Raw genomic sequence first — 25,099 nt, 5'->3', positions numbered from 1 at the left:
TGTTCGAGCATGATCTTTTCGGAAAACCGCTGCACACTTTTCCGGATCATGCTCTAATTGCGCACGGCGTAGAGCGGCGTCCGCAGCGTCAGCTGGTAGGACGGTTTCGGCATCCATGCGATCTGCGCGGTGATGCCGAACAGGCGGTTGTCGTTTTTCGCAGCAGGCAGTCCGCTCGGCAGCGTCACGCTCCGTTGGGCCGCCAGGGCTTCGAACGCGGCCGACAGGGAGGTGTGCCGAAGCCGAGCCCGAGCATGCCCGCGCGAATCGTCGCGTAAGTCGTGCGCAGGTCGAGATAGATGTCCGAACGGTCGGCTTCGCGATGGGCTGTGACGGGGCACGTGACGATCCGACGCGTGGCGACTTGATGACGGAACTGTTGTTAGATGGAACGTGATCACACCTGTGGTCAAGCGCTGTCCGCAAGCGATGGACTGCGCGGATGTGCGCGGGTACCCTGCGGTGATCGCGTTGACATACTCGCCGGCCAGAGTGCAGGCCGGACAATGGAGGGACGACAGTCATGAACACGACACGCCGCATCCTGCTCACTGGTCTGGCAGGCCTCGCTGTCGCTCCGACCGCCGTGGCCGCCGCCGTTCCGTCGGCCGAACCTGGCGACGTGACGGTCGCCGAAGAGCGCTTCGCGCGCACGATCGCGGCCGCGCATGCCCCCGATGTCACCTGCGTGCGGCAGGCCGAACGCTATGCGGATGCGCATTGGCTTGAATATGTTGCGGCAGCCAGAGCCGTGCTGGACGCGCGCGTGTGATTCGCGCTTTTACTTCTCCACCGCCCGCCGCACCTGTTCGCCGATCTGCGACAGCACGAGCTGCGCCTGCGGCAGGATCGCGCCCATGGCGTGGAAATTGTGGACCATGCCGTCATGGCAGACGTGCTCGACGGTGACGCCGGCGGCGAGAAGCTTGCGCGCATAGGCATTGCCTTCGTCGCGCATCGGGTCGAACTCGGCGGTATGGATGATCGCGGTCGGCAGGCCCGCAAGGCGTGTGGCGCGCAGGGGTGAGATGCGGGGATCGGCGGCATCGATGCCGCCGGGCAGATAGTCGGCGAGATCGGCTTCGATCGTGATGCGATCGATCAGATGGCCCTCGGCAAACGCCTCGCGCGAAGGCGAGGTCTCCTCGAAATCCAGCACCGGGCAGATCAGGCATTGCGCTAGGATGGACAGGCCGGCGTTCTGCAGCGCTTCCTGGCACACGATCGCGGCGAGCGTCGCGCCGGCGGAATCGCCGCCAACCACGAGGCGTCCGGCGTCGATGCCGAGGGACGACGCTTCGCGCGCGACCCATTCGGTGGCGGCGATCGCATCGTCCACCGCGGCCGGAAATTTGTGCTCCGGCGCGAGGCGGTAATCGACCGAGACCAGGCGGCAGCCGGTGGCATGCGCAAGTGCCGCCGCGATGCGGTCGTGCGTGGCGACGCTGCCGGCGACGAGCCCGCCGCCATGAAAGAACACGAAGCCCGGCGCGCGCTCACCGGCGGTTGCGGGCGAATACAGCCGATAGAGAAGCTCTCCGTCGGGGCCGGGCAGCGTGCCGTCGGAGACGGTCACGTCAGGCGCGTTAGTGCGCGCGAACTGCATCAGTTTCGCCAGCGACTGCCGCCGCGCCTCGACGCTCGGCCGGTTTCGCACCTGCGGCCCGGCCGCAGCCATCATGGTCAACAAACGCTTTGCGAGCGGATCGAGCGGCATGGAGGACTCCGTAACGTGGACGGCATTATATCCGGTTTGCTCCCCAATGTTATTTCACCGCGATGCTCACCCTCCGTCCAGGGGCCCCTCCAGGGGAGGGGGGTCATTCCCCGCAGGGAATCATTTAGAAATTGCCCCCAATAGTCGTGCCATATTGTGGCATCACGCCAAGGGGAGGCCGGCCATGGCCGAGATCAAGAAAGCCATCGAATATTCGCCGAGTTGGACCTTCTTCGAGGGCAAATGGCACGACGGCAATGTGCCGATCATGGGCCCGCGCACGCATGCGGCCTGGCTCGGCTCAGTCGTGTTCGACGGCGCTCGCGCGTTCGAGGGCGTCGCACCCGATCTCGACCGTCACATCGCCCGTGCCAATCAATCCGCGATCAATTTTGGCCTGAAGCCGGTGGTCGATGCCGGCACCTGGCTCACGCTCGCAAACGAAGGCATCGCGCGCTTTGCGGCGAATGCCGAGCTTTATATCCGTCCGATGTACTGGGCGGAGAACGGGTCGGGCGGCGGCGTGCTGTTCGACCCCGAGACCACCAACTGGTGCCTGTGCATCTACGAGGCGCCGATGCCCAAACCTGTAGGCAACGCCATCACGCTGTCGCCGTTCCGCAGGCCGACGGCCGAATGCGCGCCGGTCGAGGCCAAGGCGGCCTGCCTCTATCCCAACAATTCGCGCGCGCTGTCGGAGGCCGCCTCCCGCGGCTTCCAGAACGCGCTGATGCTCGACATGCTCGGCAATGTCGCCGAGTTCGGCAATTCCAACGTGTTCATGGCCAGGGACGGCGTGGTGTTCACGCCGGTGCCGAACGGCACCTTCCTCAACGGCATCACGCGCCAGCGCGTCATCGGCCTGCTTCGCGCCGACGGCGTCACCGTGGTCGAGAAGACGTTGCGCTATGCCGACTTCCTCGCCGCCGACGAGATTTTTTCAACCGGCAATTTCGCCAAGGTCGCGCCCGTGATTCGCATCGACGAGCGCGAGCTGAAGCTGGGCCCGCTCTACACAAAAGCGCGCAAGCTCTATTGGGACTTTGCGCATGCGATGAAGCTGGCGGCGTAGGCTTCCTGACGTCGTCCTGACTTTCGCCAGGACGACACCGAGGGTGTGGCATGCGCCACGCCTCAAGAGCCGCGCCTCCGGAACCGGCTGAACTGAAACGCCTGCGTCGATTTCCACGGCGTGTGATGAGTCTCGCTGCGCGTTTCGATCAGCTCGAAATCCGGCCCCAACTCCGTCGAAAGACTCGTGCTGTCGTGGCGCTGCACCGGCAGGCCGCTGCATTTCTCCGGACCATCGAGCGCAAAAGTGGCGATGATGACGTGGCCGCCGGCCGCAACCGCCGACCGCAGGCGCTCGACGTAAGCGGCCCTGTCGCGCGGATCGGTCAGGAAGTGAAACGCCGCACGATCGTGCCAGACCTCGTAGCTGCGCGCCGGCCGCCACGTCGTGGCGTCGGCGACGATCCAGTCGACGGAGACGGCCGCCGGGCCGATCCGCCGCTTCGCAGCGTCGAGTGCATTGGCGGACAGGTCCAGCACGGCGAGGTTGCGGTATCCGTCCTGCAAGAGAGCGTCCACCAGCCGCGAAGCGCCGCCGCCGATATCGATGATACCTGCGCCGCGATCCACGTTGGCGGAGCGGATCATGTCGAGCGAGATCGCCGGGCTCTCCTGAAACCAGCTGACCTCGGTCTCGCCCTTTGTGGCGTAGACGTTGTTCCAATGCGCGCTTGGGTCGGACATGGCGGCTTCTCCAGCGTCGTCCTGGTGAAAGCCAGGACCCATTACCCCAGGAAGCAGTTTGGCGATGATTCGTCGTTCGGTACTGCTATCGATCTCTACCGACAGATCACGCGGTATGTGTCCTGGCTTTCGCCAGGACGACATTGTGGAATGACGGGCGCACAATCGCTAAGCAAACGCCCGCGGCAGGCGGCCGCGCTGAGGCGAACGAGAGGACCTACTCTTCCTTCTTCGACATCCGCTCGAGGCGTTCCTGCATTTCCTTCATCTGCTGGCGCAGATCGTCGATGTTGCTGTCCTTCGGCGCCTCGGCGGTCGCATCGGGCTCCGGCTCCGGGGTGGTGGAGGAGCGCGCCGGCGGGGCGAACGGCTTGAACATCGAGAAGGTCTGCTGGAACAGCTCCATGTTGCGGCGGACCTGCTCCTCCAGGGGCGCAAAGGGCGTGCCGGACAGCGTATTGGCGATCTGCTTGCGGAACTTCTCCTGTTCCTGGGTCAGCGTCGCGATCGACTGTTCCAGATATTTCGGCACCACCATCTGCATGCTGTCGCCGTAGAAGCGGATGAGCTGGCGCAGGAAGGTGGTCGGTAGCAGGTTCTGGCCGGCCTTGTTCTCCTGCTCGAAGATGATCTGTGCCAGCACCGAGCGGGTGATGTCGTCGCCGGTCTTGGCGTCGTAGACCAGGAAATCTTCGCCATCCTTGACCATGGCGGCGAGGTCTTCCAGCGTCACATAGGTGCTCGTTCCGGTGTTATAGAGCCGGCGGTTCGCGTATTTCTTGATGGTGGTGGGTTGGTCTGATTTCGCCATGGGCTCTCACTTGCAAGACGCTGAGAACGGGAACCCGGCGGCCGATGCCGCAGGGCGGGAAGAGTACGCAACGCAACAAAATAAGCATTTTCAAAGGGGTCACGCTACCGTTTTGTGCGCCACGGTTAATCGGGCAGCAAAAACGTGCTTGCGAAAGCGCCAAGAACGCTATTTGGAATGCGTTGCGGCATGAATTCGGCCACCGGCCGATTGACATGCCGCAATGACGTTAACAGGATGCCGTCCGAGACTGGCGAGCCGTTTCCCCAGCCCCGTCTGCCCCCATTCAACCCCAGGAGATGCCCATGTCAGACGATGTCGTCATCGTCAGCGCCGCCCGCACCCCGGTCGGAAGCTTCAACGGAGCGTTCGCGACCCTTCCCGCCCACGATCTCGGCGCCGTCGCCATCAAGGCCGCGCTGGAGCGTGGTGGCATCGAGCCCGGCCGGGTCTCCGAAGTCATCATGGGCCAGATTCTGACCGCCGCTCAGGGCCAGAACCCGGCCCGCCAGGCCTCGATCGCCGCCGGCATTCCGGTGGAGAGCCCGGCCTGGGGCGTCAACCAGCTCTGTGGCTCGGGTCTGCGCACGGTCGCACTCGGTTACCAGGCGCTGCTCAACGGCGATTCCGAGATCGTGGTCGCCGGCGGCCAGGAATCGATGAGCATGGCTCCGCACGCCCAGTATCTGCGTGGCGGCGTCAAGATGGGCGCGCTCGAATTCATCGACACCATGATCAAGGACGGCCTGTGGGATGCCTTTAACGGCTACCACATGGGCAACACCGCCGAGAACGTTGCGCGCCAGTGGCAGATCACCCGCGCCCAGCAGGACGAGTTCGCGGTCGCCTCGCAGCAGAAGGCCGAGGCCGCGCAGAAGGCCGGCAAGTTCAACGACGAGATCGTCCCCGTCACCATCAAGACCCGCAAGGGCGACGTGGTCGTCAGCGCCGACGAATACCCGCGCCATGGCGCAACGCTCGATGCGATGGCCAAGCTCCGTCCCGCCTTCGAGAAGGACGGCACGGTCACCGCAGGCTCTGCTTCCGGCATCAATGACGGCGCTGCCGCCGTGGTGCTGATGACCGCCAAGCAGGCTGCCAAGGAAGGCAAGAAGCCGCTCGCGCGCATCGTGTCGTGGGCGCAGGCCGGCGTCGATCCGAAGATCATGGGCTCGGGCCCGATCCCGGCCTCGCGCGCCGCGCTGAAGAAGGCCGGCTGGAACGTCGGCGACCTCGACCTGATCGAGGCCAACGAGGCCTTCGCGGCGCAGGCTTGCGCCGTCAACAAGGACCTCGGCTGGGACACCTCCAAGGTCAACGTCAATGGCGGTGCGATCGCGATCGGCCACCCGGTCGGCGCCTCCGGCGCGCGCGTGCTGGTGACGCTGCTGCACGAGATGCAGAAGCGCGATTCCAAGAAGGGCCTTGCCACGCTGTGCATCGGCGGCGGCATGGGTATCGCGATGTGTCTGGCGCGCGACTGAAGCTAGCTGTCGCGCAGCTTACGTGGACCATGCGCGTGCGCTGCACACATAAGTGAGTGCGTTGCACGCGACTAAAAAGGCAGCGGTTGCAAATCAAATATTCTTCGCAACCGCGTCGGCCTCGACTAAAGAGAAACGCCCGGCTCACGCCGGGCGTTTTGTTCTTGATGTCCGTCAAACGTCCCGCATAATCCGTAGCTAAAAACGATCACTCAGAAACGTCCGAAGAGTCCAAGGGAAGGAATACGATATGGCACGTGTTGCATTGGTGACGGGTGGTACGCGGGGCATCGGAGCTGCGATCGGCAAGGCGCTGAAGGCGGCCGGCTACAAGGTCGCGGCGAGCTACGCCGGCAACGATGCCGCGGCGGAGAAGTTCAAGGCGGAGACCGGCATCGCCGTCTACAAATGGGACGTCAGCAATTTCGACGCCTGCGCCGAAGGCGTGAAGAAGGTCGAGGCCGAGGTCGGCCCGATCGACGTGCTCGTCAACAATGCCGGCATCACCAAGGACGGCGCCTTCCACAAGATGAGCCTCGAGCAATGGAACGCCGTGATCGGCACCAATCTCGGCTCGCTGTTCAACATGTCGCGCCAGGTGATCGAAGGCATGCGCGGGCGCAAGTTCGGCCGCATCATCAACATCTCCTCGATCAACGGCCAGAAGGGCCAGTTCGGCCAGGTGAACTATTCTGCGGCGAAGGCCGGCGAGATCGGCTTCACCAAGGCCTTAGCGCTGGAGAACGCCAAGGGCGGCGTCACCGTGAACGCGATCTGCCCCGGCTACATCAACACCGAGATGGTGCAGGCGGTGCCGAAGGACGTGCTGGAGAAGGCGATCCTGCCGCTGATCCCGATCGGCCGCTTAGGGGAGCCCGAGGAAATCGCACGCGCGGTCGTGTTCCTCGCCGCCGACGAAGCCGGCGCCATCACCGGCTCGACGCTGACGGTCAACGGCGGCCAGTACATGGTGTGATGCGTAGGCATCACGCAGGCTGATATCGACGACGTCGTCATGCCCGGGCTTGTCCCGGGCATTTGTCCATGCACTGTCATTCCGGGGCGCCGCGATAGCGGCGAACCCGGAATCTCGAGATTCCGGGTTCTGCTCTTTGAGCCGCTCCGGAATGACGAGGCGATCTAAATGACTCCCCGCACCGCGACGCTGATCGGATTGACCGCGACCCTGATGTGGTCGCTGCTGTCAGTGATGACGGTGGCGACCGGAAAGATCCCGGCATTCCAGCTCGCCGCGATGACATTTGCGATCGGCGGCCTCGTCGGCCTGCTCACCTGGATCGGCCGCGGCGAGGCGGCAAAAAGCCTGCGCCAGCCACTTGCTGTGTGGACCGTCGGCGTCGGCGGACTGTTCGGCTATCACGCGCTGTATTTCCTCGCGCTGCGCTTCGCGCCGCCGGCTGAAGCCGGTCTGCTCAACTATCTCTGGCCGCTGCTGATCGTGCTGTTCTCGTCCTTCCTGCCGGGCGAGCGGCTCGCCGTGCATCACATCGTCGGTGCCGTGCTCGGCCTCGTCGGCACCGTGCTGCTGTTCGCCGGCAATACCTCCGGCTTCGCGCCGGGGGCGGTGTCGGGATTGATCGCGGCCTTCATCGCCGCCTTCGTGTGGGCGACCTATTCGGTGCTGTCGCGCCGATTGAAGGCGGTGCCGACCGACGCGGTCGCGGGCTTCTGTCTCGCCACGGCGTTGCTCGCTGCGCTGATGCATGGCGCGCTCGAAACCACCGTGTGGCCGGAGACGGCGCTGCAATGGATCTCCGTGATTGGGCTCGGCATCGGGCCTGTCGGGGCAGCGTTCTACGCCTGGGACATCGGCATGAAGCGCGGCGACATCCGCGTGCTCGGTGCCGCCTCCTACGCGACGCCGCTATTGTCGACCGGCTTCCTCATCGCCGCCGGCTTCGCAAAAGCCAGTGCCAATATCGCCATCGCCGCGGTCCTGATCGCCGGCGGCGGCCTGATCGCGGCGAAAGATATGGTGTTGCGGAAGCGATGATTGTCATTCGGGGGCGCACGACGTGCGAACCCGGAATCCATTTATCGGAGTCAATGGTGGCGAGATAGATTCCGGGTTTGCCGCTTGCGGGGCGCCCCGGAATGACGGTGTGGAGCTACGGCTCCCAGCCCTTCGGCGCGAGCTCGAACTTCGCGAACTCGAATGCGGGGGCCACGGTGCAGCCGACCAGTGTCCACTCACCTGTTGTCTCGGCCATCTGCCATGCATCGGCCGGTACGATGGCCTGCGGTCGTTCGCCGCTCACGAGATCCGTGCCGAGGCGGACCTCGTGCTGGGAGCAGCCCTCATGCGCGATGCGCAGCATCAGCGGGCTGCCGGCGTAGTAATGCCAGATCTCGACCGCATCGATGCGGTGCCAGTGCGAACGTTCGCCGCGCGCGAGCAGGAAGTAAATGAGGGTCGAGCGCGAACGGCCGTTGGCGTCCGTGGTCTGGTCGCGAAACGTCTCGCGATAGTGCCCGCCTTCGGGATGCGGTCGGAGTTCAAGGCGCGCGATGATCTCGGCTGCGGTCGGCATCGATCCCCGTCAGGATTTGTTCTTTAGGATTTGTTCTTGCGCTCGCGCAACTCGCCGAAGACCGCGGCGGCATCCGCACCCTTCATGTGTAGCCTGGCTGCGACCGAGGGGTCATCGGCACGCAGGAACACGTTTGCTCGCTTCTCGTCACCAAGCAGTGAGGGAATCGTGGGCTTGTTCTCGGCGCGAAGCTTGGTCACCTCCGCCGCGCGCGCCTGAAGCGCCGCATTGTCGGGATCGACGGTGAGCGCGAACTTGACGTTGGAAGCCGTGTATTCGTGGCCGCAATAGAGCTTGAAATCGTCGGGCAGCGCCCGCAGCTTCAGCAGCGAATCCCACATCATCGGGTAGGTGCCCTCGAAGACGCGGCCGCAGCCGATCGAAAACAGCGTGTCGGCGGCGAACACGGTCTTCTCGGTGTCGAACACGTAGGAGATGTGGTCGAGCGTGTGGCCGGGCGTCTCCACGACGCGCGCCAGCAGGTTGCCGACCTTGACCACGTCGGCATTGGCGACGCGCAGGTCGACGTTGGCGATCGCAGTGGTCTTGTCGTGCGGCGCGACGACGCGGCAGTTATATTGCTGCTTGAGTTCGGCGACCCCGCCGACATGATCGCCATGATGATGGGTGATCAGGATGTCGGTGAGCTGCCAGCCCTCGCGCTCCAGCGCCTTCAGGATGGGGCCGGCCTCCGGCGCGTCGATCGACGCCGTCGCCTTGGTTTCCACATCGTGGATCAGGTAACCGAAATTGTCGTTTAAACAGCTGAAAGTACGAATTTCGGCAGCCATGACGTCTCCTTCGCGCTCAGCCCCGCCAGACAAATATGGCGTTAACGTTGCGCAGGCAATGCAATATTCAGCGCGCAGCCGCGGCCTTGCGCATGTTACATTGCCGTCATGAGCATCGACGTCGTCGACCTCCGCGAGTTCTATTCCCGTCGCCTCGGGATTGTGGCGCGGCAAATGATCAATCGCGGCATCAGGGAGCGCTGGCCGCGCGCCGAGGGCCAGCGCGTGCTCGGCATCGGCTATCCCACGCCCTATCTCGGACTGTTCCGGGAGGACGCCGAGCGCTGCCTCGCCTTCATGCCGGCGGCCCAGGGCGTCCTGAAATGGCCTACGGGGCGGCCGGCGCTGGCCTCGCTGGTGGATGAATTCTCGCTGCCGCTTCCCGATTCCGCGGTCGACCGCATCCTGCTGGTCCACGCGCTGGAGATGTCGGACGATCCGGCTGCGTTGCTGCGCGAGGTGTGGCGCGTGCTGTCGCCGTCCGGCCGCGTGATCGCGGTGATCCCGAACCGGCGCGGCGTGTGGACGCGCAGCGACAATACGCCGTTCGGCCACGGCCGGCCCTATTCGCGCTCGCAGATCACCGATCTGTTGCGCCAGACCTGGTTCACGCCGACCGCCTGGGGCGAGGCGCTGTTCATGCCGCCCTATGCCGGCGGCTGGGTGCTGAAATCGGCGCAGATGTGGGAGCGTGCCGGGGCGGCGCTGTCGCTGCCCTTTGCCGGCGTGCACATCGTCGAGGCCACCAAGCAGGTCTATCGCGCGATCCCCGCCAAGCGCGAGCGGGCGCGGTTGATTCCCTCGTTGAAGCCGGTGCTGGTGCCGTCCTCGACGGTGACGCGCAGCTGAAAACAAATCGTCCCGGCGCGAGGCCGGGACGATGCAGATCAGAAAATCCGAAGGAGCTTACTCGCCGGGCGCCAGATCGTCGCTGGACGCGGCCGGAGCGGCTTCGCGCTCGGGGCGCGGGCCATGCGGCCGGCGCCGCCGGCGCGGAAAGCGCTCGCCGCCACCACCGCCCTCGAAGCCAGCCTGGCCGCCGTTCGCGCCGACATTCACTTGCGGCTGTGCGCCGGTGATGAAGGAGGGCAGGCGATCGACGCTGCCGGCATCGGCGATGACGGGCTGCGGCTGGTTCGGCGGCATTGGCTGCGGCTGATATTGCTGCGGCTGCGGACGATGGTCGCGTTCGCGGTGCTCGCGCGGCTGCTGGTTGTCGCGCTGGTACGACGGCTGGTTGTCACGCTGCTGGTGATCACGCTGATGATGATCGCGCTGGCCGTCGCGGTCGCGCATGAAGGGCTGCTGCTGTTGCGGCTGCGGGACGAAGCCCGGCTCCTGGCCGAAATTCGAGAAATTCTCGCCGTCGTCTTCGCCGTCGTCGCTATTGCTGCTGATGGGCTCGTCGCCGCGCGGCTGCTGGTTCTGGCGGAACTGCTCCTGGGCGGCCGCGATCAGGCGGAAATAGTGCTCGGCGTGCTGGTAGTAGTTCTCGGCCGCAACGGGGTCGCCGGAGGAGCGCGCGTCGCGCGCGAGCTGCAGATATTTTTCGGCGATGTGCGAAGCCGTGCCGCGGATCTTGATATCGGGTCCGTTGGACTCGTAGACCCGGGTCATCGGGTTCTGGCCGCGCCGGTTGTTGTTATTGTTGTTGTTGCGGTTGCGCATCCGCTGCTTGTTCTGACCGTTTCTCATGTCCTGCCTTTAATTCCAGCCCTAAAGGTTGCACGCATTACTGATTGCTAGGAGTGACCTGATGACAGCGGTTCACATCGCTCACGCGCACCGCGCGCAAGAGGCGGCTTGAACCCTGCCAATGTTCGTCGACCGTCGCGTTCAACAAAGACGCGTTCCCCACCCGCCAGCATTCATTGCCAGCGAACCCATTCATTTTGCCTGCCAAAACAAGCCCTGGTTTCTTGCGTTAGTCTTCGCGCGCAATATCAGGCTTTCGTTCACTTTGCGGTCGGAAAGCTGCGCACCTCAATGGGCTATCGCGCTTAACAGGACCTGCGGCTTGGAACCTAAAATCAGTGAAGCTCTCGCCCGAGAGCCCGGCTTTCGCCCGTAGGTGTACGGGGCCGACACCGATGTGTTGAGTAGAAGGTAGTCGTTCCCAAGGGATATTCCAAGTGGTTTTTACAGGCCAATCCGGCTTTTATGGGGGCATTTTTCGGGCCGAAACGGCCCGTGGGATACCCGCCAAATCGGCCTTGGGCGGCCTGTCCACCACCAACGCCGCAGCCGTCAAAAGGGTTTCAATATTTCGGGCCTGGCCCTGTCCGGCCTCGACGATCAGCGCTCCGCCGGGCGCGAGACGCTCGGCCGCCTGCGGGATCAGGGCGCGGTAGGCGTCATATCCGTCGTTGCCGCCGTCGAGCGCCAGATGCGGATCGTGCTCGCGCACCTCGATGCTCAATTTCGGAATTTCGGCGGAAGGGATATAGGGCGGATTCGACACGATGAGGTCGAATGGGCCGCGGAGCGCCGCTAAATAGGAACAGGCGACGAAGGCGGAGCGGTCGGCAAGGCCAAGGGTCACGGCATTGCCCCTGGCGGTCTCGAGCGCGTTCAGGCTGAGATCGGTGCCGACGCCGAAGGCGCCGGGAATATCGTGCAGCAGCGCCAGCAGGATCGCGCCGGATCCGGTGCCGATGTCGGCGATGCGTGGCTGCTGGATTGCCTTCTGCTCGCGGAAAAGCTCGAGCGCACGCTCGACGACCGTTTCGGTGTCCGGGCGTGGGACCAGGGTTGCGTCCGACAGGCGGAACGGCAGGCCCCAGAATTCGCGCGTCCCGAGAATGCGCGCCACCGGCTCGCCCGCGATCCGGCGTTGCGCATGCTGCGCGAGCCGCGAGGCCTCCGCTTCCGTGAGGAGCCGCGCAGCCTGCGTGATCAGGCCGGTGAGATCGAGGCCGAGCGCAGCACCAAGCAGGATGCGGGCGTCGAGCTCGGCTTCGTCGAGCTGCGCCGATCGCAGCCGCGCCGCCAGTGCACGTCGTGCGCTCTCGATCGATTGTCCGGTGAAGGGATCGCTCACGCGGGGCGTCACGCCGCCGCGCCTTGCGCGGCGAGCTGTGCGGCCTGGTGCTCGGTGGTCAGCGCGTCGATCAATTCGCCAAGCGCTTCGCCCGCGATCACCTGCGGCAGCTTGTAGAGCGTTAGATTGATGCGGTGGTCGGTGACGCGCCCTTGCGGGAAATTATAGGTGCGGATGCGCTCGCTGCGATCGCCGGAGCCGACCTTTTCCTTGCGCTCGGCCGAGCGCGCCGCATCGACGCGTTGCCGCTCGGCGTCGTAGATGCGCGAGCGCAGGATGTTCATCGCCGAGGCGCGGTTCTTGTGCTGCGAGCGGCTGTCCTGCATCATCACCACGATGCCGGTCGGGATGTGGGTGATGCGGATCGCCGATTCGGTCTTGTTGACGTGCTGGCCGCCGGCGCCCTGCGCGCGCATGGTCTCAATGCGCAGATCGTCGTTCTTGATGTCGACGTCGACATCCTCGACCTCCGGCAGCACCGCCACCGTCGCGGCCGAGGTGTGGATGCGCCCCTGCGTCTCGGTGTCGGGCACGCGCTGCACGCGGTGCACGCCGGATTCGAACTTCAGCTTCGAGAACGCGCCGCGGCCCTGCACCTCCGCGATGATTTCCTTGTAGCCGCCGACGGTGCCTTCGCTCGCCGAGATGACCTCGACCTTCCAGCCCTGCAGGCTGGCGAAGCGCTCGTACATCCGGAACAGGTCGCCGGCGAACAGCGAAGCCTCGTCGCCGCCGGTGCCGGCGCGGATTTCCAGCACCACGTTGCGGTCGTCCATGGCGTCCTTGGGCAGCAGCGCGACGCGGATTTTCTGGACGAGATCCTCGATCCTTGGCGCCAGCTCGTCGCGCTCGGCTTCCGCCATGCCGCGCATCTCCGCATCCGTCGCGGGATCGGCGATCAGCGCCTCGGTGTCGGCGAGTTCTTTAACCGCGGACCGGTAAGTCTTGACCGCCTCGATCAGCGGTGTGATCTCGGCGAGCTCGCGCGTGATCTGCACGTAGCGCTCGGAGGCGAGCTGTCCCAGCGATTCGGCCTCGAGCGAAGCGTGATGCGCGAGCAGGACGTCCAGTTTGGCTTCGGGGAGTGACGACATCGGGTAAGTCTCAAATGGCGGAAGGCGGCGAGGCGGCGGGACGCGGGCGACAGGCCCGCTACAAGGCCAGGCCTTCGGCCTCGGCAAATTCCGTCAGCTTCTGCCGGATCGAGACGCTGCCGCTTGGCGCATCCAGCAACGGGCCGAGCATCGCCTCGGCCTTCTTGGCATCGAGATCGATCACCATCGCCTTGACCGGGCCGAGCGCGGTTGCCGACAGCGACAGCGAGCGATAGCCCATCGCGATCAGCGCCAGCGCGCCGATCGGCTTGGAGGCCATCTCGCCGCAGAGCGACAGCGACTTCTGCGCCGCATTGGACTTGCGGGCAATGTCGCGGAGCGCGCGCAGGATCGGCGCCGACATGGTGTCGAAGCGCTCGGAGACCTTGGCATTGCCGCGGTCGACCGCGAACAGGAACTGGAACAGATCGTTGGAGCCGACCGAGATGAAATCGACCTTCTTCAGGAGCTCGTCGAGCTGATACAGCAGCGCCGGCACCTCGACCATGGTGCCGATGTCGATCCGCTCCGGCAGCGTGTGGCCGTGCTGGCGCAGATATGTGAGCTCGCGCTCGACCAGCGCCTTCGCCGAATCGAATTCGGCGACCTCCGAGATCATCGGGAACATGATGCGCAGCGCGCGGCCGCCGCCGGCGCGTAGCAGCGCGCGGATCTGGCCGCGCAAAAGGCCGGGACGATCGAGCCCGAGCCGGATCGCGCGCCAGCCGAGCGCCGGATTCTCCTCGATCACCGCTTCCATATAGGGCAGCGCCTTGTCGCCGCCGATGTCGAGGGTGCGGAAGGTGACGGGCTTGCTGCCCGCCGCATCCAGCACGGTGCGATAGAGCGCGAGCTGGTCGCTGGTGCGCGGTAGGCTCTGGCCGACCATGAATTGCAGCTCGGTGCGGAACAGGCCGATGCCGGCGCTGCCGGTGTCCTCGATGTGCGGCAGGTCGATGGCGAGACCTGCGTTGATCATCAGCTCGACCTTCTGGCCGTCCTTGGTGACGCAGGGCCGGTCGCGCAGCGCGAGGTACTGCGCCTGGCGGCGGGCACGGAAGCGCACGCGCTCGGCGAAGGCCGCCTCGATCTCCTGCGAGGGGCGCACATAGATCGAGCCCGACGTGCCGTCGACGATGATGGCGTCGCCGGGATCGGCGATACCGGGCGCGTTCGGCACTTCGCCGACCGCAGGGATTCCGAGCGCGCGCGCCACGATCGAGACGTGGGAGTTGGCGGTGCCTTCCTCCAGCACGATGCCGCGCAGGCGCTTGCGGTCGTAGTCGAGCAGCGCCGCCGGGCCCATCGCGCGGGCGATGACGATGGCATTGTCGGGCAATTGTTCGCGTGACGGCGCGTGGTCCTGGCCGACGAGCTGCCGCATCAGGCGGTAGCCGAGATCCTCGAGGTCATGCAGCCGGTCGCGCAGGTATGGATCGGTCGAGCGCAGCATGCGCGCGCGGGTGTCGGACTGCACGCGCTCGACGGCGGCTTCCGCGGTGAGGCCGGTGGCGACCGCCTCGTGCAGCTTGTGCGACCAGCCCTGGTCGTTGGCAAACATGCGGTAGGCTTCCAGCACATCGCGGTGCTCGCCGCCCTCTGCGACGTCGCCGCGCTCCAGCATGCGGTCGAGATCGGCGCGCAGCTTGGCGAGCGCGGTGTCGAGCCGTTTGATTTCCTTCGGCAGGTCCTCGGCGATGTAGTCCTTGATGACGACGCGCGGCTCGTGCAGCACGACATGGCCGAGCGCGATGCCTTCCGACAGGATCGCGCCGACCCTCTGCATGGAGTGGCGCGCGGCCGGCTCGAGGCCGGGCTGGGCCAGCGCCGACAATTCGCCGGAGGCGATCAGCTCCGCCAGCACCATCGCGGTGGTCTGCAGCGCCTCGAGTTCTTCCTCGACATAGGTGCGCTTGGCACGGTTCTGCACCACCAGCACGCCGAGCGTGTTGCCGGCGCGCAGGATCGGCACGCCGAGGAAGGAGTGGTAGATCTCTTCGCCGGTCTCCGGGCGGAACGAGAAGGCCGGATGGCTCTGCGCGTCGTTCAGATTGAGCGGCGTCGCCTCGCTGGCGACGAGGCCGACCAAGCCCTCATGGGCGCTGAGCACGGTATGGTGCACTGCCTCGCGGTTGAGACCTTCGGTGGCGTAGAGCTCGAGCGTGTTGTCGATGCGCAGCACATAGACCGAGCACACCTCGGCCACCATGTTGGCGGCGATCAGCACCACGATCTTGTCCAGCCGCTCCTGGGCCGAGACCTGCTCCGCCATGGTTTCGCGGAGCCGTCTCAACAAGACGCGGGGACCTCCCGACGCGCTCCGCATGTACCCTCAGTCTCCTCCGTCAGCCGGGCCCGAAAGGGGGTCCCGGCGGCTCGCCCGAAAATCCAGAAAAACAACGAATTTGCTCATCCGGCGCCGGCCCGGGTCCAAATCTTCTTCAGATTTGGCGCCTGAGCCGAATCAGCACCGCCTCAACTGGGGCACAGTATGTGGCAGCCCACCCTGATCGCCGTATAGCGAATTGGGGCTTGTTTTGCCAAGCAAAACGCCTGCCAGACGCGAAGGTGTGTACACCTTCGCGTTTGCTGCGACCGCTAAGAGAAAATTAGCCTAAGCCTGATCGAGGCCGTAGAGCGTATGCAGGGTCCGCACCGCAAGCTCGGTATAGGCGGTGTCGATCAATACCGAGAATTTGATCTCGGAGGTTGTAATGGCCCGGATGTTGATATTCCGTCCGGCGAGGGCCGAGAACGCCTGGGCGGCGACGCCGGCGTGGCTGCGCATCCCGCTGCCGATTACCGATATCTTGGCGACGTCGGTGGCTGTATCGAGCCGGGCATAGCCGATCTTGCCCTTGGCGGCGGTAATCGTATCCCTGGCGCGGGTGAAGTCCGCGGCCGGCACCGTGAAGGTGAGGTCGGTGGTCTTGCCGTCCTCGGAGACGCCCTGCACGATCATGTCGACGTTGATGTTGGCATCCGCCAGCGGACCGAAGATCGACGCGGCGACGCCCGGCTTGTCCTCGATCTGGCGCACCGAAATCTGGGCCTCGTCCTTCGAAAAGGCGATGCCGGTGACGACGTGGCTTTCCATGATCTCCTCCTCGCTGCAGATCAGCGTGCCGGGCGGCTGGTTGGCATGCGGGTCGATATCCTCGGGCTTGTCGAAGCTCGAGCGGACGAAGATCGGCATGTTGTGGACCATGCCGAGTTCCACCGAGCGGACTTGGAGCACTTTCGCGCCCTGCGAGGCCAGTTCCAGCATGTCTTCGAACGCGATCTTGCCGAGCCTCTTGGCCTTCGGCACGATTCGCGGGTCGGTGGTGTAGACCCCGTCGACGTCGGTGTAGATGTCGCAGCGGTCGGCCTTGACGGCGGCGGCGACCGCCACGGCCGAGGTGTCGGAGCCGCCGCGGCCGAGCGTTGTGATGCGGTTGGTCTCGGGGTTGATGCCCTGGAAGCCGGCGATGACGGCGACTTCCTTGCGATCCCTAAAGCGCTTGATGATCTCGCTGCCGTCGATGTCCTCGATCCGGGCCGAGGCATGGGCGTCGCTGGTCTTGATCGGGATCTGCCAGCCCTGCCAGGAGCGGGCCTGGATGCCCATGCTCTGGAGCACGATGGCGAGGAGGCCGGAGGTCACCTGTTCGCCGGAGGCGACGACGGCGTCGTATTCGCGCGCATCGTGCATCGGCGAGGCCTCGGTGCACCAAGCCACCAGCTCGTTGGTTTTGCCCGACATCGCCGAGACGACCACGGCCACTTCGTGGCCGGCGTCGACCTCACGCTTCACATGGCGTGCGACGTTGCGGATGCGTTCGATGTTGGCGACGGATGTGCCGCCGAATTTCATCACGAGGCGGCTCATGACGACGCGTGCATTCCCTCATAAGGATCAGTATGGTGACCCGCACTGGACGGGCCTCGCGGACACCGACCGCGCGTATACATAGCGGCGGGGCCGGGGGCAAGCGGGTTCCTGCGGGGGCAGGCTCGAGGTCTGGCTTGAAGTCTGGCCTGGGGGTAATGGGTTAACCGAGATCATGGCGCGTTACATCGACGAGATCCTGCAACCGGGCGAGCGGGTGCTGTATTCGACCAATGCGCACTGGATCTTCTATTTCCCGGCCATCGTGGCCTGGATCGTGGCCCTGGCCCTGTTCGCCCTGTCCCGGCAGAGCGACATCTACAGCGTGATGATCCTGTCCCTGTTCGGCTCCGGCCTGGTGGCGCTGGCCGCCCTGTACTGGACCGTGAAGGGCTGGTTCCATCGCTTCACCACCGAGACCGACGTCACCAACCTCAGGGTTGTGCACAAGACCGGGTTCATCAAGCGCCGCACCTTCGAGATGGCGCTGGACAAGGTCGAGAGCGTCGACGTCGATCAGACGATTCTTGGACGTATTCTCAACTACGGCGACGTGACCATTCGCGGTGTCGGCGAGGGGATCGAGACGATCAGGACCATCGCCTCGCCGCTCGCCTTCCGTAGTTCGATCACCACGCGGTAGGACCGCGCGTAACCATGAGCATGCAGCAAAATACTTCCGCAACTGCCCAGCCGGGCTCGACCGTCGACGCCGCCGAGATCGCGAAATTCTCGAAACTCTCCGCGGAGTGGTGGGACCCCAAGGGCAAGATGGCGCCGCTGCACCGGATCAACCCGTTGCGGCTCGGCTATATCCGCGACGCGGCCTGCCGCAAGTTCGAGCGCAACGTGCGCAGCCTCAACTGCCTCGGCGGCCTGCGCGTGCTCGACATCGGTTGCGGCGCCGGCCTGCTTTGCGAGCCGCTGTCACGGCTAGGGGCCCAGGTCATCGGCGTCGATCCCTCGCAGAGCAATATTGCGGCCGCAAAACTGCATGCCGACAAGAGCCATCTTGCGATCGACTACCGCTGCACCACGGTGGAGGAGATCGACCCGCGCGAGCGCTTCGACATCGTGCTGGCGATGGAGGTGGTCGAGCACGTCGTCGACGTCGGCGTTTTCCTGAAGCGCTGCGCCGCGATGCTCAAGCCCAACGGGCTGATGGTGGTCTCGACGCTGAACCGGAACTGGAAGAGCTTTGCGCTCGCCATCGTCGGCGCCGAATACGTGCTGCGCTGGCTGCCGCGCGGCACCCACGAATGGAACAAGTTCGTCACCCCCGACGAGCTGACGAAATACCTGCTCGACAACCGCCTCGTCATCACCGAGCAGACCGGCGTCGTCTACTCACCCTTCGCCGACAAGTGGACCCTCTCCTCCGACATGGACGTGAACTACATGGTGGTGGCGGAAGGGATGGTGTGAGGGGCTGTTCGTGGCGGCCCAGCTGCATCCACACCCACGGTGTCGTCCCGGCGAAGGGCGGGACCCATACCCCCAGGAGAAGTTGCAGCGCGAAGCTCGTCACCACGAATCTTCGCCAAACCAAATCAAGTGGCTATGGGTCCCGGCCTTCGCCGGGACGACATCGGCGTTTGTAGCGAGAGCATCGCACCCATGACATCCCTGTGATTGACCTGCTTTGCTGCTAGCGGCAGGTTGGCTGCAAATCCTCTCCCGCCACACCATCCCCACCCACCCCCATGCTCACCATCACCAGCCTCTGGATTCCCTTCACCGTCATTGCCGCGCTCGGGCAGGTCGCGCGCAATGCGATGCAGCGGTCGCTGACGAAGCCGCTGGGGACGTGGGGCGCGACCAATATCCGCTTCCTGTTCGGCTTTCCGTTCTCGCTGCTGTTTCTTGGCGTCGTGCTGGTCGCGACAGGCGATCATCTCGGCATGCCGCCGTCGGTGTTCTGGCCGTGGCTGCTGCTCGGTGCGCTCAGCCAGATCGTCGGCACCGGGTTGATGCTGCTGGCGATGAACGATCGCTCCTTCGCGGTGACGACGGCATACCTCAAGACCGAGGCGATCCAGACCGCGATCTTCGGCTTCGTCTTCCTCGGCGATCATCTCACCTTGCTGAAGGTACTGGCGATCGTGGTTGCGACCGTCGGCGTCGTCATCACGGCGCTGCGGCCCGGCGGTGAGAAAAGCTTTGCCGAGCTGAAGCCGACCATTCTGGGGCTTGTGGCGGCCGCGGCATTCGCGCTGTCCGCGGTCGGCTTCCGCGGCGCCATCATCACGGTGCCGAACGTGTCTTTCGTAACGGCGGCGTCCTTCACGCTGGTGCTGGGCCTGTTCGTGCAGACTCTGATTCTGACGATCTACCTGCTTTGGCGCGCGCCCAAGATACTGCAGGCGATCCTTGGCCTGTGGAAGCCGTCGCTGTTCGCCGGCTTCATGGGCGCCTTCTCCTCGCAGTTCTGGTTCCTGGCGTTCGCGCTGACCGCGGCCGCGAATGTCCGCACGCTCGCCCTCATCGAGGTGCTGTTCGCACAAGGCGTGGCGTACTACTCGTTCAAGCAGCCGATCGCGCCACGCGAGATCTTTGGCATCGCGCTGATCGTGGTCGGCGTGGCGGTGTTGGTGGGGGCGTAGTTGACTGTCATTCCGGGGCGCCCGAAGGGCGAACTATGGAGCGCAATTGCGCTCCTGAGAATCTCGAGATCCCCCGATGCGCAATTGCGCATCTGAGGTCTGGTCCTTCGGACCATCGGGGGATGACGCGCTTCGCGCGTCAATTCCTGTCTTCCGGCAGCGTCGGCAGCGGCGAGACTTCGATGCCTTCGTCGATCAGCGACTTGGCCTCGTCGGGCGAGGCCTCGCCGTAGATCGGCCGATGCTCCTTGTCGCCGTAGTGCATCGCGCGGGCTTCGTTCGCAAAGCGCTCGCCGACATTGTCGGCGTTCTTCACGATGTGGTCGCGGAGCTCCTTGATCTTGGCGCGCAGCTCGCGCCCCTGCGCCATCAGCAGCGAGGTCGGTCCTGACGGCGCAGCCTCGGGCACGGGTGTTGAAGCGGGCTCCGGCGGAGGCGTGGCCGGCCCGCGGCCCTTCTTGCCGACGATGCGCGGGGCCATGATCGCCTTCTCGACCTTGGCCGAGCCGCAGATCGGACAGGTCACGAGCTTGCGCTTCACCTGCGAATCGTAGGCCGACGAGCTCTGGAACCAGCTTTCGAATGCGTGGTTGCGGTCGCAGTGAAGCGCGTAGCGAATCATGCCGATCCCCGCACCAGATGCAGATGATCCGGCCCGGCCTTGGGGTCGGCGACGCCGAAGCGGCGGCCGTGCTGGAGCGAAGGGATCGCCCGGCGCGCGGTCTCGACCTTGGCGGGATCGATCGTGGCCATGATGATGCCGGGCTCGACATCGCCCTCGGCGAGGATCTCGCCCCAGGGGTCGATGATCAACGAGTGGCCATAGGTCTCGCGCTTGTTCTCGTGCAGGCCGGCCTGCGCTGCGGCGAACACGAAACAGCCGGTCTCGATCGCGCGCGAACGCAGCAGCACGTGCCAGTGCGCTTCGCCGGTCTTGCGCGTGAAGGCCGACGGCACCGTGATGAAATATGCGCCGCTCTCGGCCAGCGCACGGTAGAGCGCGGGGAAGCGCACGTCGTAGCAGATCGTCAGCCCGACCCGGCCCCAGGGCAGGTCGGAGATCACGGCGGTCTCGCCCGGCTGGTAATTGGCGGATTCGCGATAGCTCTCGCCGTCCGGCAGCTCGATGTCGAACATGTGGATCTTGTCGTAGCTCGCGAGCACATTGCCCTCGGGCCCGATCAGGAACGAGCGATTGACGGCTTTTTCGTCCGAGAACCGCAATGCCAGCGAGCCGACATGGATGTGGATCTTCAGCTCCGCCGCGAGCGCGCGATAAGCCTTCAGCGAGGCGTCGTTCTCTTCGCTCTGGAGGTGCTCGAACAGCGCCTTGCGGTTGAGCTGCATCATGTTGCTGACTTCGGGCGTCTGCACGTAGTCGGCGCCGTTGGCCGCTGCCTGCCGGATCAGCCTGGTAGCCTGCGCGAGGCTGGGCTCGGGCATCAGGCCGGTGCGCATCTGCACCATCGCGGCGGTGAAGGTCCTGTTGTCGCTCATGATTCGGCCTTCACGCTTTCGAGCATGCCGTCGAGCTTGCCCTCGCGGTCGAGGGCGTAGAGGTCGTCGCAGCCGCCGACATGGCTACCGCCGATCCAGATCTGCGGGAAGGTCGAGCCCTCGCCGGCGCGGTCGTACATCTCGTCGCGCCAGGACGGGTTCCTGGCGACGTCGAATTCCGTGAAGGTCGCCTTCTTGCGGGTCAGCAGCGATTTGGCCGCGGAACAATAGCCGCAGCCTGGTCTGGTGTAGATCTCGACAGCGGCGGTCATCTTGTCTGGCGCTCTCATGTCATGAATTCATTGAATTATATGGGACTTCACCTGACCTCCACAACCCGGGCAAAGACCAGCACGTCCACCTGGGCCGCTTTGGCGCGCAGCAAGGCACGGGCGCAGGCATCCAGCGTCGCCCCTGACGTCAGGACGTCGTCGATCAGGACGATGCGGCGGCCCTGCACCTCGGCCTGACGGTCGGGAGATACCTGGAATGCGCCCTGCACATTGGTGGCGCGCTGGGCCCGCGACAGGCCGATCTGCTGCTCGGTGGCGCGCACCCGGCGCAGCACCTCGCCCCGCACTTTCACTCCGCTTTGCCGCTCGATGCTTCGCGCCAGCGCCCCGGACTGGTTGTAGCGGCGGCGCCAGGCGCGTCGCCAGTGCAGGGGAACGGGGATCAGCATGTCGGCCCCGGTGAGCAGCTCGCCGCCCGCGCGCGCCATCCAGCGGCCCATCGCCGGCGCCAGATCGGTGCGGTCCTGGTATTTCAGCGCATGCACCAGCGTGCGTGCGACGTCGTCATAGCGCACCGCTGCGCGCGCCCGCTGGTAGGCCGGCGGACTCGCGATCGCCTCCATCGACAGCATGTCGGGGCCGGGATCGTAGACAAAGGGGATGCCGAGCCGCGGGCAATAGGGCCGTTCGATGAATGACAGCCGCGCCCAGCAGGCCGCGCACACGCCCTCGCCATCCACCGGCTCGCGGCAGGACACGCACAAGGTCGGCAGCGCAATGTCGAGCGCGAGCCGTGCCGCGCGCGCCAGCGCGTGACGACCGGCCGTCCATGCGGCACGCAGAGGGGCCGCGATCGAACGGGAAGGAGCGGCGTCGGCTTCCATCCGGGAAGGCTAGCGCTCTGCGACAATCCGCTCAAGCGGCTCGGTCTCGTGCCCCGGACGCAGCGCGGCGCGTCACTTGGTGCCGCACTGCGTCCGGGACACGGTTGCCAGAACGACTTGGATCGGCGTAACCAGCGGCATGGCTCAGAACGTGCAAACCCCGCCCGCCCTGTTCGATCGGGCCTTGCTGCACGCGCGGCAGCGCCGTGCGCACGCGCAAGGCGCCGTGAGCTTCCTGCTCGATCAGGTGACCGAGGACATGTCCGACCGGCTCGCCGCGGTGATGCGGGAGTTTCACGCTCCGGCCGATCTCTGGACGCCCGGTGAAGGCCTCGCGGTCCTGCGCGCGCGGCTGCCGTCACTTCAGCGGATTGCACTTGGCGAAACCGGCGAGGAGAAGCTGCCCTTCACGCCCGAGAGCCTCGATCTCGTCGTCTCGGCACTGGCGCTGCAATTCGTCAACGACCTGCCGGGCGTGCTGGCGCAGGTCCGGCGCGCGTTGAAGCCGGATGGCTTGCTGCTGGCCGCGATGATCGGCGGCGACAGCCTCACCGAGCTGCGCCAGGCCTTTGCTGCCGCCGAAGCCGAATGCGAAGGCGGCGTGTCGCCGCGCGTCGCGCCGTTCGCCGATCTGCGCGACATCGGCGCGCTGTTGCAGCGCGCGGGCTTTGCGCTGCCGGTCACAGACGTCGACCGTGTCGTGGTGCGCTACGCCAACGCCTTCGCGCTGATGCAGGATATCAGGCGCATGGGCGCGGCCAATGTATTGATCGAACGCCGCCGCACGCCGAGCCGGCGCGCGACGCTGCTGCGGATGGCCGAGATCTATGCCGAACGCTTTGCCGATTCCGACGGCCGCATCCGCGCGACATTCGACATCATCTGGCTCTCAGGCTGGGCCCCGCATGCGAGCCAGCAGCAGCCGCTCAAGCCGGGGTCGGCCAAGGCGAGCCTCGCGGAGGCAGTGAAGAAGGCGGGGGAAGAGTGATCCTCATGGTGAGGAGGCGCGTAAGCGCCGTCTCGAACCATGCAGGCCCCGCTCTTGCCGTGTGGCCATCCTTCGAGACGACCGCGAACGCGGTCCCCTCAGGATGAGGTCCGGCTTCACATCAGCAAATCAATCAAATGCGGGATCAATGGAATGTCCGCGGGCGGCATCGGGTAGTCGCGCAGCTTGTTGGCACGGACCCAGGCGAGGGTCTGGCCTTCGCGTGCGGTGACCATCCCCTCCCAGCGCCGGCAGATGTAGAGCGGCATCAACAGGTGGAAGGTCTCGTAGCCGTAGCTCGCAAAGGTTAGCGGCGCCAGGCACGGCTCGGCGACGGTAATGCCGAGCTCTTCATGCAGCTCGCGGATCAGGCTCTGCTCCGGCCGCTCGCCGGGCTCGAGTTTGCCGCCGGGAAATTCCCAGAGGCCGGCCAGCGCCTTGCCCTCGGGGCGCTGCGCGATCAGGACGCGCTTGTCGGCGTCGACAAGCGCGCAGGCCACCACCAGTGTGAGCTTGAGAGGGGTCATGGAGACTACGACCTGTAATCCCCGTTGATCGCGACATACTCCTTGGTGAGGTCGCAGGTCATGACGCGGTCGCGGCCCTTGCCGAGGCCGAGCGAGACCTTGATAGCGATCTCCGGCGCCTTCATCGCCTCCGATACCTGCGCTTCGTCGTAGTCGGGATCGCGCGCGCCGCTCCTGGCGACGCGGATGCCGTTGAAGGAGATCGAGAGCTTGTCGCGGTCGGCCGGCTCGCCGGCCTTGCCGACGGCCATCACCACGCGGCCCCAATTGGCGTCCTCGCCGGCGATCGCGGTCTTCACCAGCGGCGAATTCGCAATCGACATCGCGATCTTGCGCGCCGACGCCTTGGTCTTGGCGCCTTCGACGGTGATCTCGACCAGCTTGCGCGCGCCTTCGCCGTCGCGGGCGACCTGCTCGGCGAGGTTGGCGAGCACCTGGTTGAAGGCCTTGACGAAGGCCTTCAGCCTGGGGTCGCTGGCGCGGCTGATTTTGGGCGCGCCGTGCTCGGCGGCGGTGCCCGTCGCGAAGGCCAGCAGCGTGTCCGAGGTCGAGGTGTCGCCGTCGATCGTCACCGCGTTGAAGGTGTCCTCGACGCCGCTCTTGAGCAACGCTTGCAGGGCGGCCGGCGCGATCGGCGCGTCGGTGAAGACGAACGACAGCATCGTCGCCATATCGGGCGCGATCATGCCGGCGCCCTTGGCCATGCCGTTGATGGTGACCTTGGCCTTGCCGAGCTTGACGGTCGCGGTCGCGACCTTGGGGAAGGTGTCGGTGGTCATGATCGCCTTGGCCGCGGCGAGATAGTCGCCGGGCTCGGCGGTCTCGGCCAGTCGGCCCAAAACGCCGTCGAACTTGGTCGCGTCCAGCGGCTCGCCGATCACGCCGGTCGAGGCCAGGAAAATCTCGCTCTCGCTGCACCCGACGGCCTTGGCCGCGATCTTGGCGGTCAGCGCGGTGGAACTGCGGCCGGTCTTGCCGGTGAAGGCGTTGGCATTGCCGGAATTGACGACGAGGGCGCGCGCCTTGCCGCCCTTCAGCTTGGCGCGGCACCATTCCACCGGCGCGGACGGGCATTTCGACTTGGTGAAGACGCCGGCGACCGCAGTGCCCTTGTCCATCACCGCCAGAAGCACGTCGGTGCGGTTCTTGTAGCGGATGCCGGCCTCGGCCGTCGCAAGGCGGACGCCCGCGATCACGGGCATGTCGGGAACAGTCTTGGGAGCGAGGGGAGAGACGGAGGAGGACATCGCGG

Annotated in this window: 27 protein-coding genes; 10 read left to right on the top strand and 17 right to left on the bottom strand. The window is 65.6% G+C overall.

The window, feature by feature from the left end; all coding sequences use genetic code 11:
* Positions 1 to 53: 53 nt before the first annotated feature.
* Positions 54 to 188 (bottom strand): hypothetical protein, encoded by a 135-nt coding sequence (locus ACE10W_RS39995; protein WP_283822081.1) that lies wholly within the window; start codon positions 186 to 188, stop codon positions 54 to 56.
* 335 nt (positions 189 to 523) lie between these two features.
* Here ACE10W_RS39995 and ACE10W_RS39990 point away from each other — a divergent pair, with 335 nt between their 5' ends.
* Positions 524 to 772, top strand: a complete 249-nt coding sequence (locus tag ACE10W_RS39990; protein ID WP_060909833.1) for a hypothetical protein — start codon at positions 524 to 526, stop codon at positions 770 to 772.
* 9 nt (positions 773 to 781) lie between these two features.
* On the opposite strand, the gene ACE10W_RS39985 is transcribed toward ACE10W_RS39990, so the two are convergent.
* A complete protein-coding gene (locus tag ACE10W_RS39985) occupies positions 782 to 1,717 on the bottom strand; it encodes an alpha/beta hydrolase (protein WP_060909834.1) in 936 nt (311 codons plus the stop codon).
* A gap of 184 nt (positions 1,718 to 1,901) precedes the next feature.
* Here ACE10W_RS39985 and ACE10W_RS39980 point away from each other — a divergent pair, with 184 nt between their 5' ends.
* Positions 1,902 to 2,789, top strand: a complete 888-nt coding sequence (locus ACE10W_RS39980; RefSeq protein ID WP_304549357.1) for a branched-chain amino acid aminotransferase — start codon at positions 1,902 to 1,904, stop codon at positions 2,787 to 2,789.
* 62 nt (positions 2,790 to 2,851) lie between these two features.
* Here the strand turns inward: ACE10W_RS39980 and ACE10W_RS39975 are convergent, their stop codons facing one another.
* Together ACE10W_RS39975 and phaR are read right to left on the bottom strand one after the other, a co-directional pair.
* Positions 2,852 to 3,472, bottom strand: coding sequence for a trans-aconitate 2-methyltransferase (locus tag ACE10W_RS39975; RefSeq protein ID WP_304549355.1), 621 nt, complete (start codon positions 3,470 to 3,472; stop codon positions 2,852 to 2,854).
* A gap of 217 nt (positions 3,473 to 3,689) precedes the next feature.
* Entirely contained in the window at positions 3,690 to 4,283 is a 594-nt protein-coding gene (gene phaR / locus ACE10W_RS39970; protein ID WP_011083059.1) for a polyhydroxyalkanoate synthesis repressor PhaR, read from the bottom strand.
* A 305-nt stretch (positions 4,284 to 4,588) separates the two neighbouring features.
* Between phaR and ACE10W_RS39965 the strand changes: the two genes are divergently transcribed.
* The 3 genes from ACE10W_RS39965 (at position 4,589) to ACE10W_RS39955 (ending at position 7,781) form a co-directional block, all read left to right on the top strand.
* Positions 4,589 to 5,767 (top strand): acetyl-CoA C-acetyltransferase, encoded by a 1,179-nt coding sequence (locus tag ACE10W_RS39965; protein WP_028175239.1) that lies wholly within the window; start codon positions 4,589 to 4,591, stop codon positions 5,765 to 5,767.
* A 250-nt stretch (positions 5,768 to 6,017) separates the two neighbouring features.
* On the top strand, positions 6,018 to 6,743 hold the full coding sequence (gene phbB / locus ACE10W_RS39960) for an acetoacetyl-CoA reductase (RefSeq protein ID WP_028175789.1): 726 nt from the start codon (positions 6,018 to 6,020) through the stop codon (positions 6,741 to 6,743).
* Between the two features lie 168 nt (positions 6,744 to 6,911).
* Positions 6,912 to 7,781: a DMT family transporter gene (locus tag ACE10W_RS39955; protein ID WP_304549351.1), complete on the top strand. Its 870-nt coding sequence runs from the start codon at positions 6,912 to 6,914 to the stop codon at positions 7,779 to 7,781.
* Positions 7,782 to 7,896: 115 nt separating this feature from the next.
* On the opposite strand, the gene ACE10W_RS39950 is transcribed toward ACE10W_RS39955, so the two are convergent.
* Together ACE10W_RS39950 and gloB are read right to left on the bottom strand one after the other, a co-directional pair.
* Positions 7,897 to 8,319: a cupin domain-containing protein gene (locus ACE10W_RS39950; RefSeq protein ID WP_011083055.1), complete on the bottom strand. Its 423-nt coding sequence runs from the start codon at positions 8,317 to 8,319 to the stop codon at positions 7,897 to 7,899.
* Positions 8,320 to 8,342: 23 nt separating this feature from the next.
* The gene (gene gloB / locus ACE10W_RS39945) at positions 8,343 to 9,110 is read right to left on the bottom strand and encodes a hydroxyacylglutathione hydrolase (protein ID WP_304549349.1); all 768 of its coding nucleotides are present in this window, start codon (positions 9,108 to 9,110) and stop codon (positions 8,343 to 8,345) included.
* Positions 9,111 to 9,218: 108 nt separating this feature from the next.
* On the opposite strand from gloB, the gene ACE10W_RS39940 reads away from it, so the two are divergent.
* Positions 9,219 to 9,959, top strand: coding sequence for a methyltransferase domain-containing protein (locus ACE10W_RS39940; RefSeq protein WP_011083053.1), 741 nt, complete (start codon positions 9,219 to 9,221; stop codon positions 9,957 to 9,959).
* 57 nt (positions 9,960 to 10,016) lie between these two features.
* Here ACE10W_RS39940 and ACE10W_RS39935 read toward each other — a convergent pair whose 3' ends face one another.
* From ACE10W_RS39935 to ACE10W_RS39915, 5 genes are all read right to left on the bottom strand, one after another.
* On the bottom strand, positions 10,017 to 10,805 hold the full coding sequence (locus ACE10W_RS39935; RefSeq protein WP_011083052.1) for a DUF4167 domain-containing protein: 789 nt from the start codon (positions 10,803 to 10,805) through the stop codon (positions 10,017 to 10,019).
* A gap of 463 nt (positions 10,806 to 11,268) precedes the next feature.
* Complete coding sequence (gene prmC / locus ACE10W_RS39930; RefSeq protein ID WP_304549348.1) at positions 11,269 to 12,162, bottom strand: peptide chain release factor N(5)-glutamine methyltransferase; 894 nt, start codon at positions 12,160 to 12,162, stop codon at positions 11,269 to 11,271.
* On the bottom strand, positions 12,159 to 13,244 hold the full coding sequence (prfA, locus tag ACE10W_RS39925) for a peptide chain release factor 1 (protein WP_011083050.1): 1,086 nt from the start codon (positions 13,242 to 13,244) through the stop codon (positions 12,159 to 12,161). Before prfA ends, prmC begins: the two co-directional genes overlap by 4 nt.
* Before the next feature lie 58 nt (positions 13,245 to 13,302).
* Entirely contained in the window at positions 13,303 to 15,570 is a 2,268-nt protein-coding gene (ptsP, locus tag ACE10W_RS39920) for a phosphoenolpyruvate--protein phosphotransferase (protein ID WP_060909840.1), read from the bottom strand.
* A 288-nt stretch (positions 15,571 to 15,858) separates the two neighbouring features.
* A complete protein-coding gene (locus ACE10W_RS39915; RefSeq protein WP_011083048.1) occupies positions 15,859 to 17,115 on the bottom strand; it encodes an aspartate kinase in 1,257 nt (418 codons plus the stop codon).
* Positions 17,116 to 17,290: 175 nt separating this feature from the next.
* Between ACE10W_RS39915 and ACE10W_RS39910 the strand changes: the two genes are divergently transcribed.
* The 3 genes from ACE10W_RS39910 to ACE10W_RS39900 all read left to right on the top strand — a co-directional run bounded on the left by ACE10W_RS39910 (position 17,291) and on the right by ACE10W_RS39900 (position 19,718).
* Positions 17,291 to 17,758: a PH domain-containing protein gene (locus tag ACE10W_RS39910; protein WP_011083047.1), complete on the top strand. Its 468-nt coding sequence runs from the start codon at positions 17,291 to 17,293 to the stop codon at positions 17,756 to 17,758.
* Between the two features lie 14 nt (positions 17,759 to 17,772).
* On the top strand, positions 17,773 to 18,540 hold the full coding sequence (gene ubiG / locus ACE10W_RS39905) for a bifunctional 2-polyprenyl-6-hydroxyphenol methylase/3-demethylubiquinol 3-O-methyltransferase UbiG (protein WP_038966657.1): 768 nt from the start codon (positions 17,773 to 17,775) through the stop codon (positions 18,538 to 18,540).
* A gap of 278 nt (positions 18,541 to 18,818) precedes the next feature.
* On the top strand, positions 18,819 to 19,718 hold the full coding sequence (locus ACE10W_RS39900; protein WP_375762491.1) for an EamA family transporter: 900 nt from the start codon (positions 18,819 to 18,821) through the stop codon (positions 19,716 to 19,718).
* A gap of 139 nt (positions 19,719 to 19,857) precedes the next feature.
* Here the strand turns inward: ACE10W_RS39900 and ACE10W_RS39895 are convergent, their stop codons facing one another.
* Genes ACE10W_RS39895 through ACE10W_RS39880 form a run of 4 tightly spaced genes read right to left on the bottom strand, consistent with a single transcriptional unit; the run spans position 19,858 to position 22,332 of the window.
* The gene (locus ACE10W_RS39895) at positions 19,858 to 20,340 is read right to left on the bottom strand and encodes a DUF1178 family protein (protein ID WP_375762490.1); all 483 of its coding nucleotides are present in this window, start codon (positions 20,338 to 20,340) and stop codon (positions 19,858 to 19,860) included.
* Positions 20,337 to 21,215, bottom strand: a complete 879-nt coding sequence (locus ACE10W_RS39890; RefSeq protein WP_060909843.1) for a carbon-nitrogen hydrolase family protein — start codon at positions 21,213 to 21,215, stop codon at positions 20,337 to 20,339. Before ACE10W_RS39890 ends, ACE10W_RS39895 begins: the two co-directional genes overlap by 4 nt.
* Entirely contained in the window at positions 21,212 to 21,487 is a 276-nt protein-coding gene (gene grxC / locus ACE10W_RS39885) for a glutaredoxin 3 (protein WP_028175800.1), read from the bottom strand. The genes ACE10W_RS39890 and grxC overlap by 4 nt, the downstream gene beginning before the upstream one ends.
* 47 nt (positions 21,488 to 21,534) lie before the next feature.
* A complete protein-coding gene (locus tag ACE10W_RS39880; protein ID WP_304549336.1) occupies positions 21,535 to 22,332 on the bottom strand; it encodes a ComF family protein in 798 nt (265 codons plus the stop codon).
* 139 nt (positions 22,333 to 22,471) lie between these two features.
* On the opposite strand from ACE10W_RS39880, the gene ACE10W_RS39875 reads away from it, so the two are divergent.
* Positions 22,472 to 23,320, top strand: a complete 849-nt coding sequence (locus ACE10W_RS39875; RefSeq protein ID WP_304549334.1) for a methyltransferase domain-containing protein — start codon at positions 22,472 to 22,474, stop codon at positions 23,318 to 23,320.
* A gap of 116 nt (positions 23,321 to 23,436) precedes the next feature.
* On the opposite strand, the gene ACE10W_RS39870 is transcribed toward ACE10W_RS39875, so the two are convergent.
* Both ACE10W_RS39870 and argJ read right to left on the bottom strand, forming a co-directional pair.
* Complete coding sequence (locus ACE10W_RS39870; RefSeq protein WP_028175803.1) at positions 23,437 to 23,847, bottom strand: (deoxy)nucleoside triphosphate pyrophosphohydrolase; 411 nt, start codon at positions 23,845 to 23,847, stop codon at positions 23,437 to 23,439.
* Positions 23,848 to 23,852: 5 nt separating this feature from the next.
* On the bottom strand, positions 23,853 to 25,094 hold the full coding sequence (argJ, locus tag ACE10W_RS39865) for a bifunctional glutamate N-acetyltransferase/amino-acid acetyltransferase ArgJ (protein ID WP_304549332.1): 1,242 nt from the start codon (positions 25,092 to 25,094) through the stop codon (positions 23,853 to 23,855).
* Between the last annotated feature and the right edge of the window lie 5 nt (positions 25,095 to 25,099).

This window comes from Bradyrhizobium sp. B025 (assembly GCF_042257955.1).
Lineage (GTDB): Bacteria > Pseudomonadota > Alphaproteobacteria > Rhizobiales > Xanthobacteraceae > Bradyrhizobium > Bradyrhizobium diazoefficiens.
Note: the sequence above shows the minus strand (reverse complement) of the source record. Positions and strands in the feature narration are given on the sequence as shown.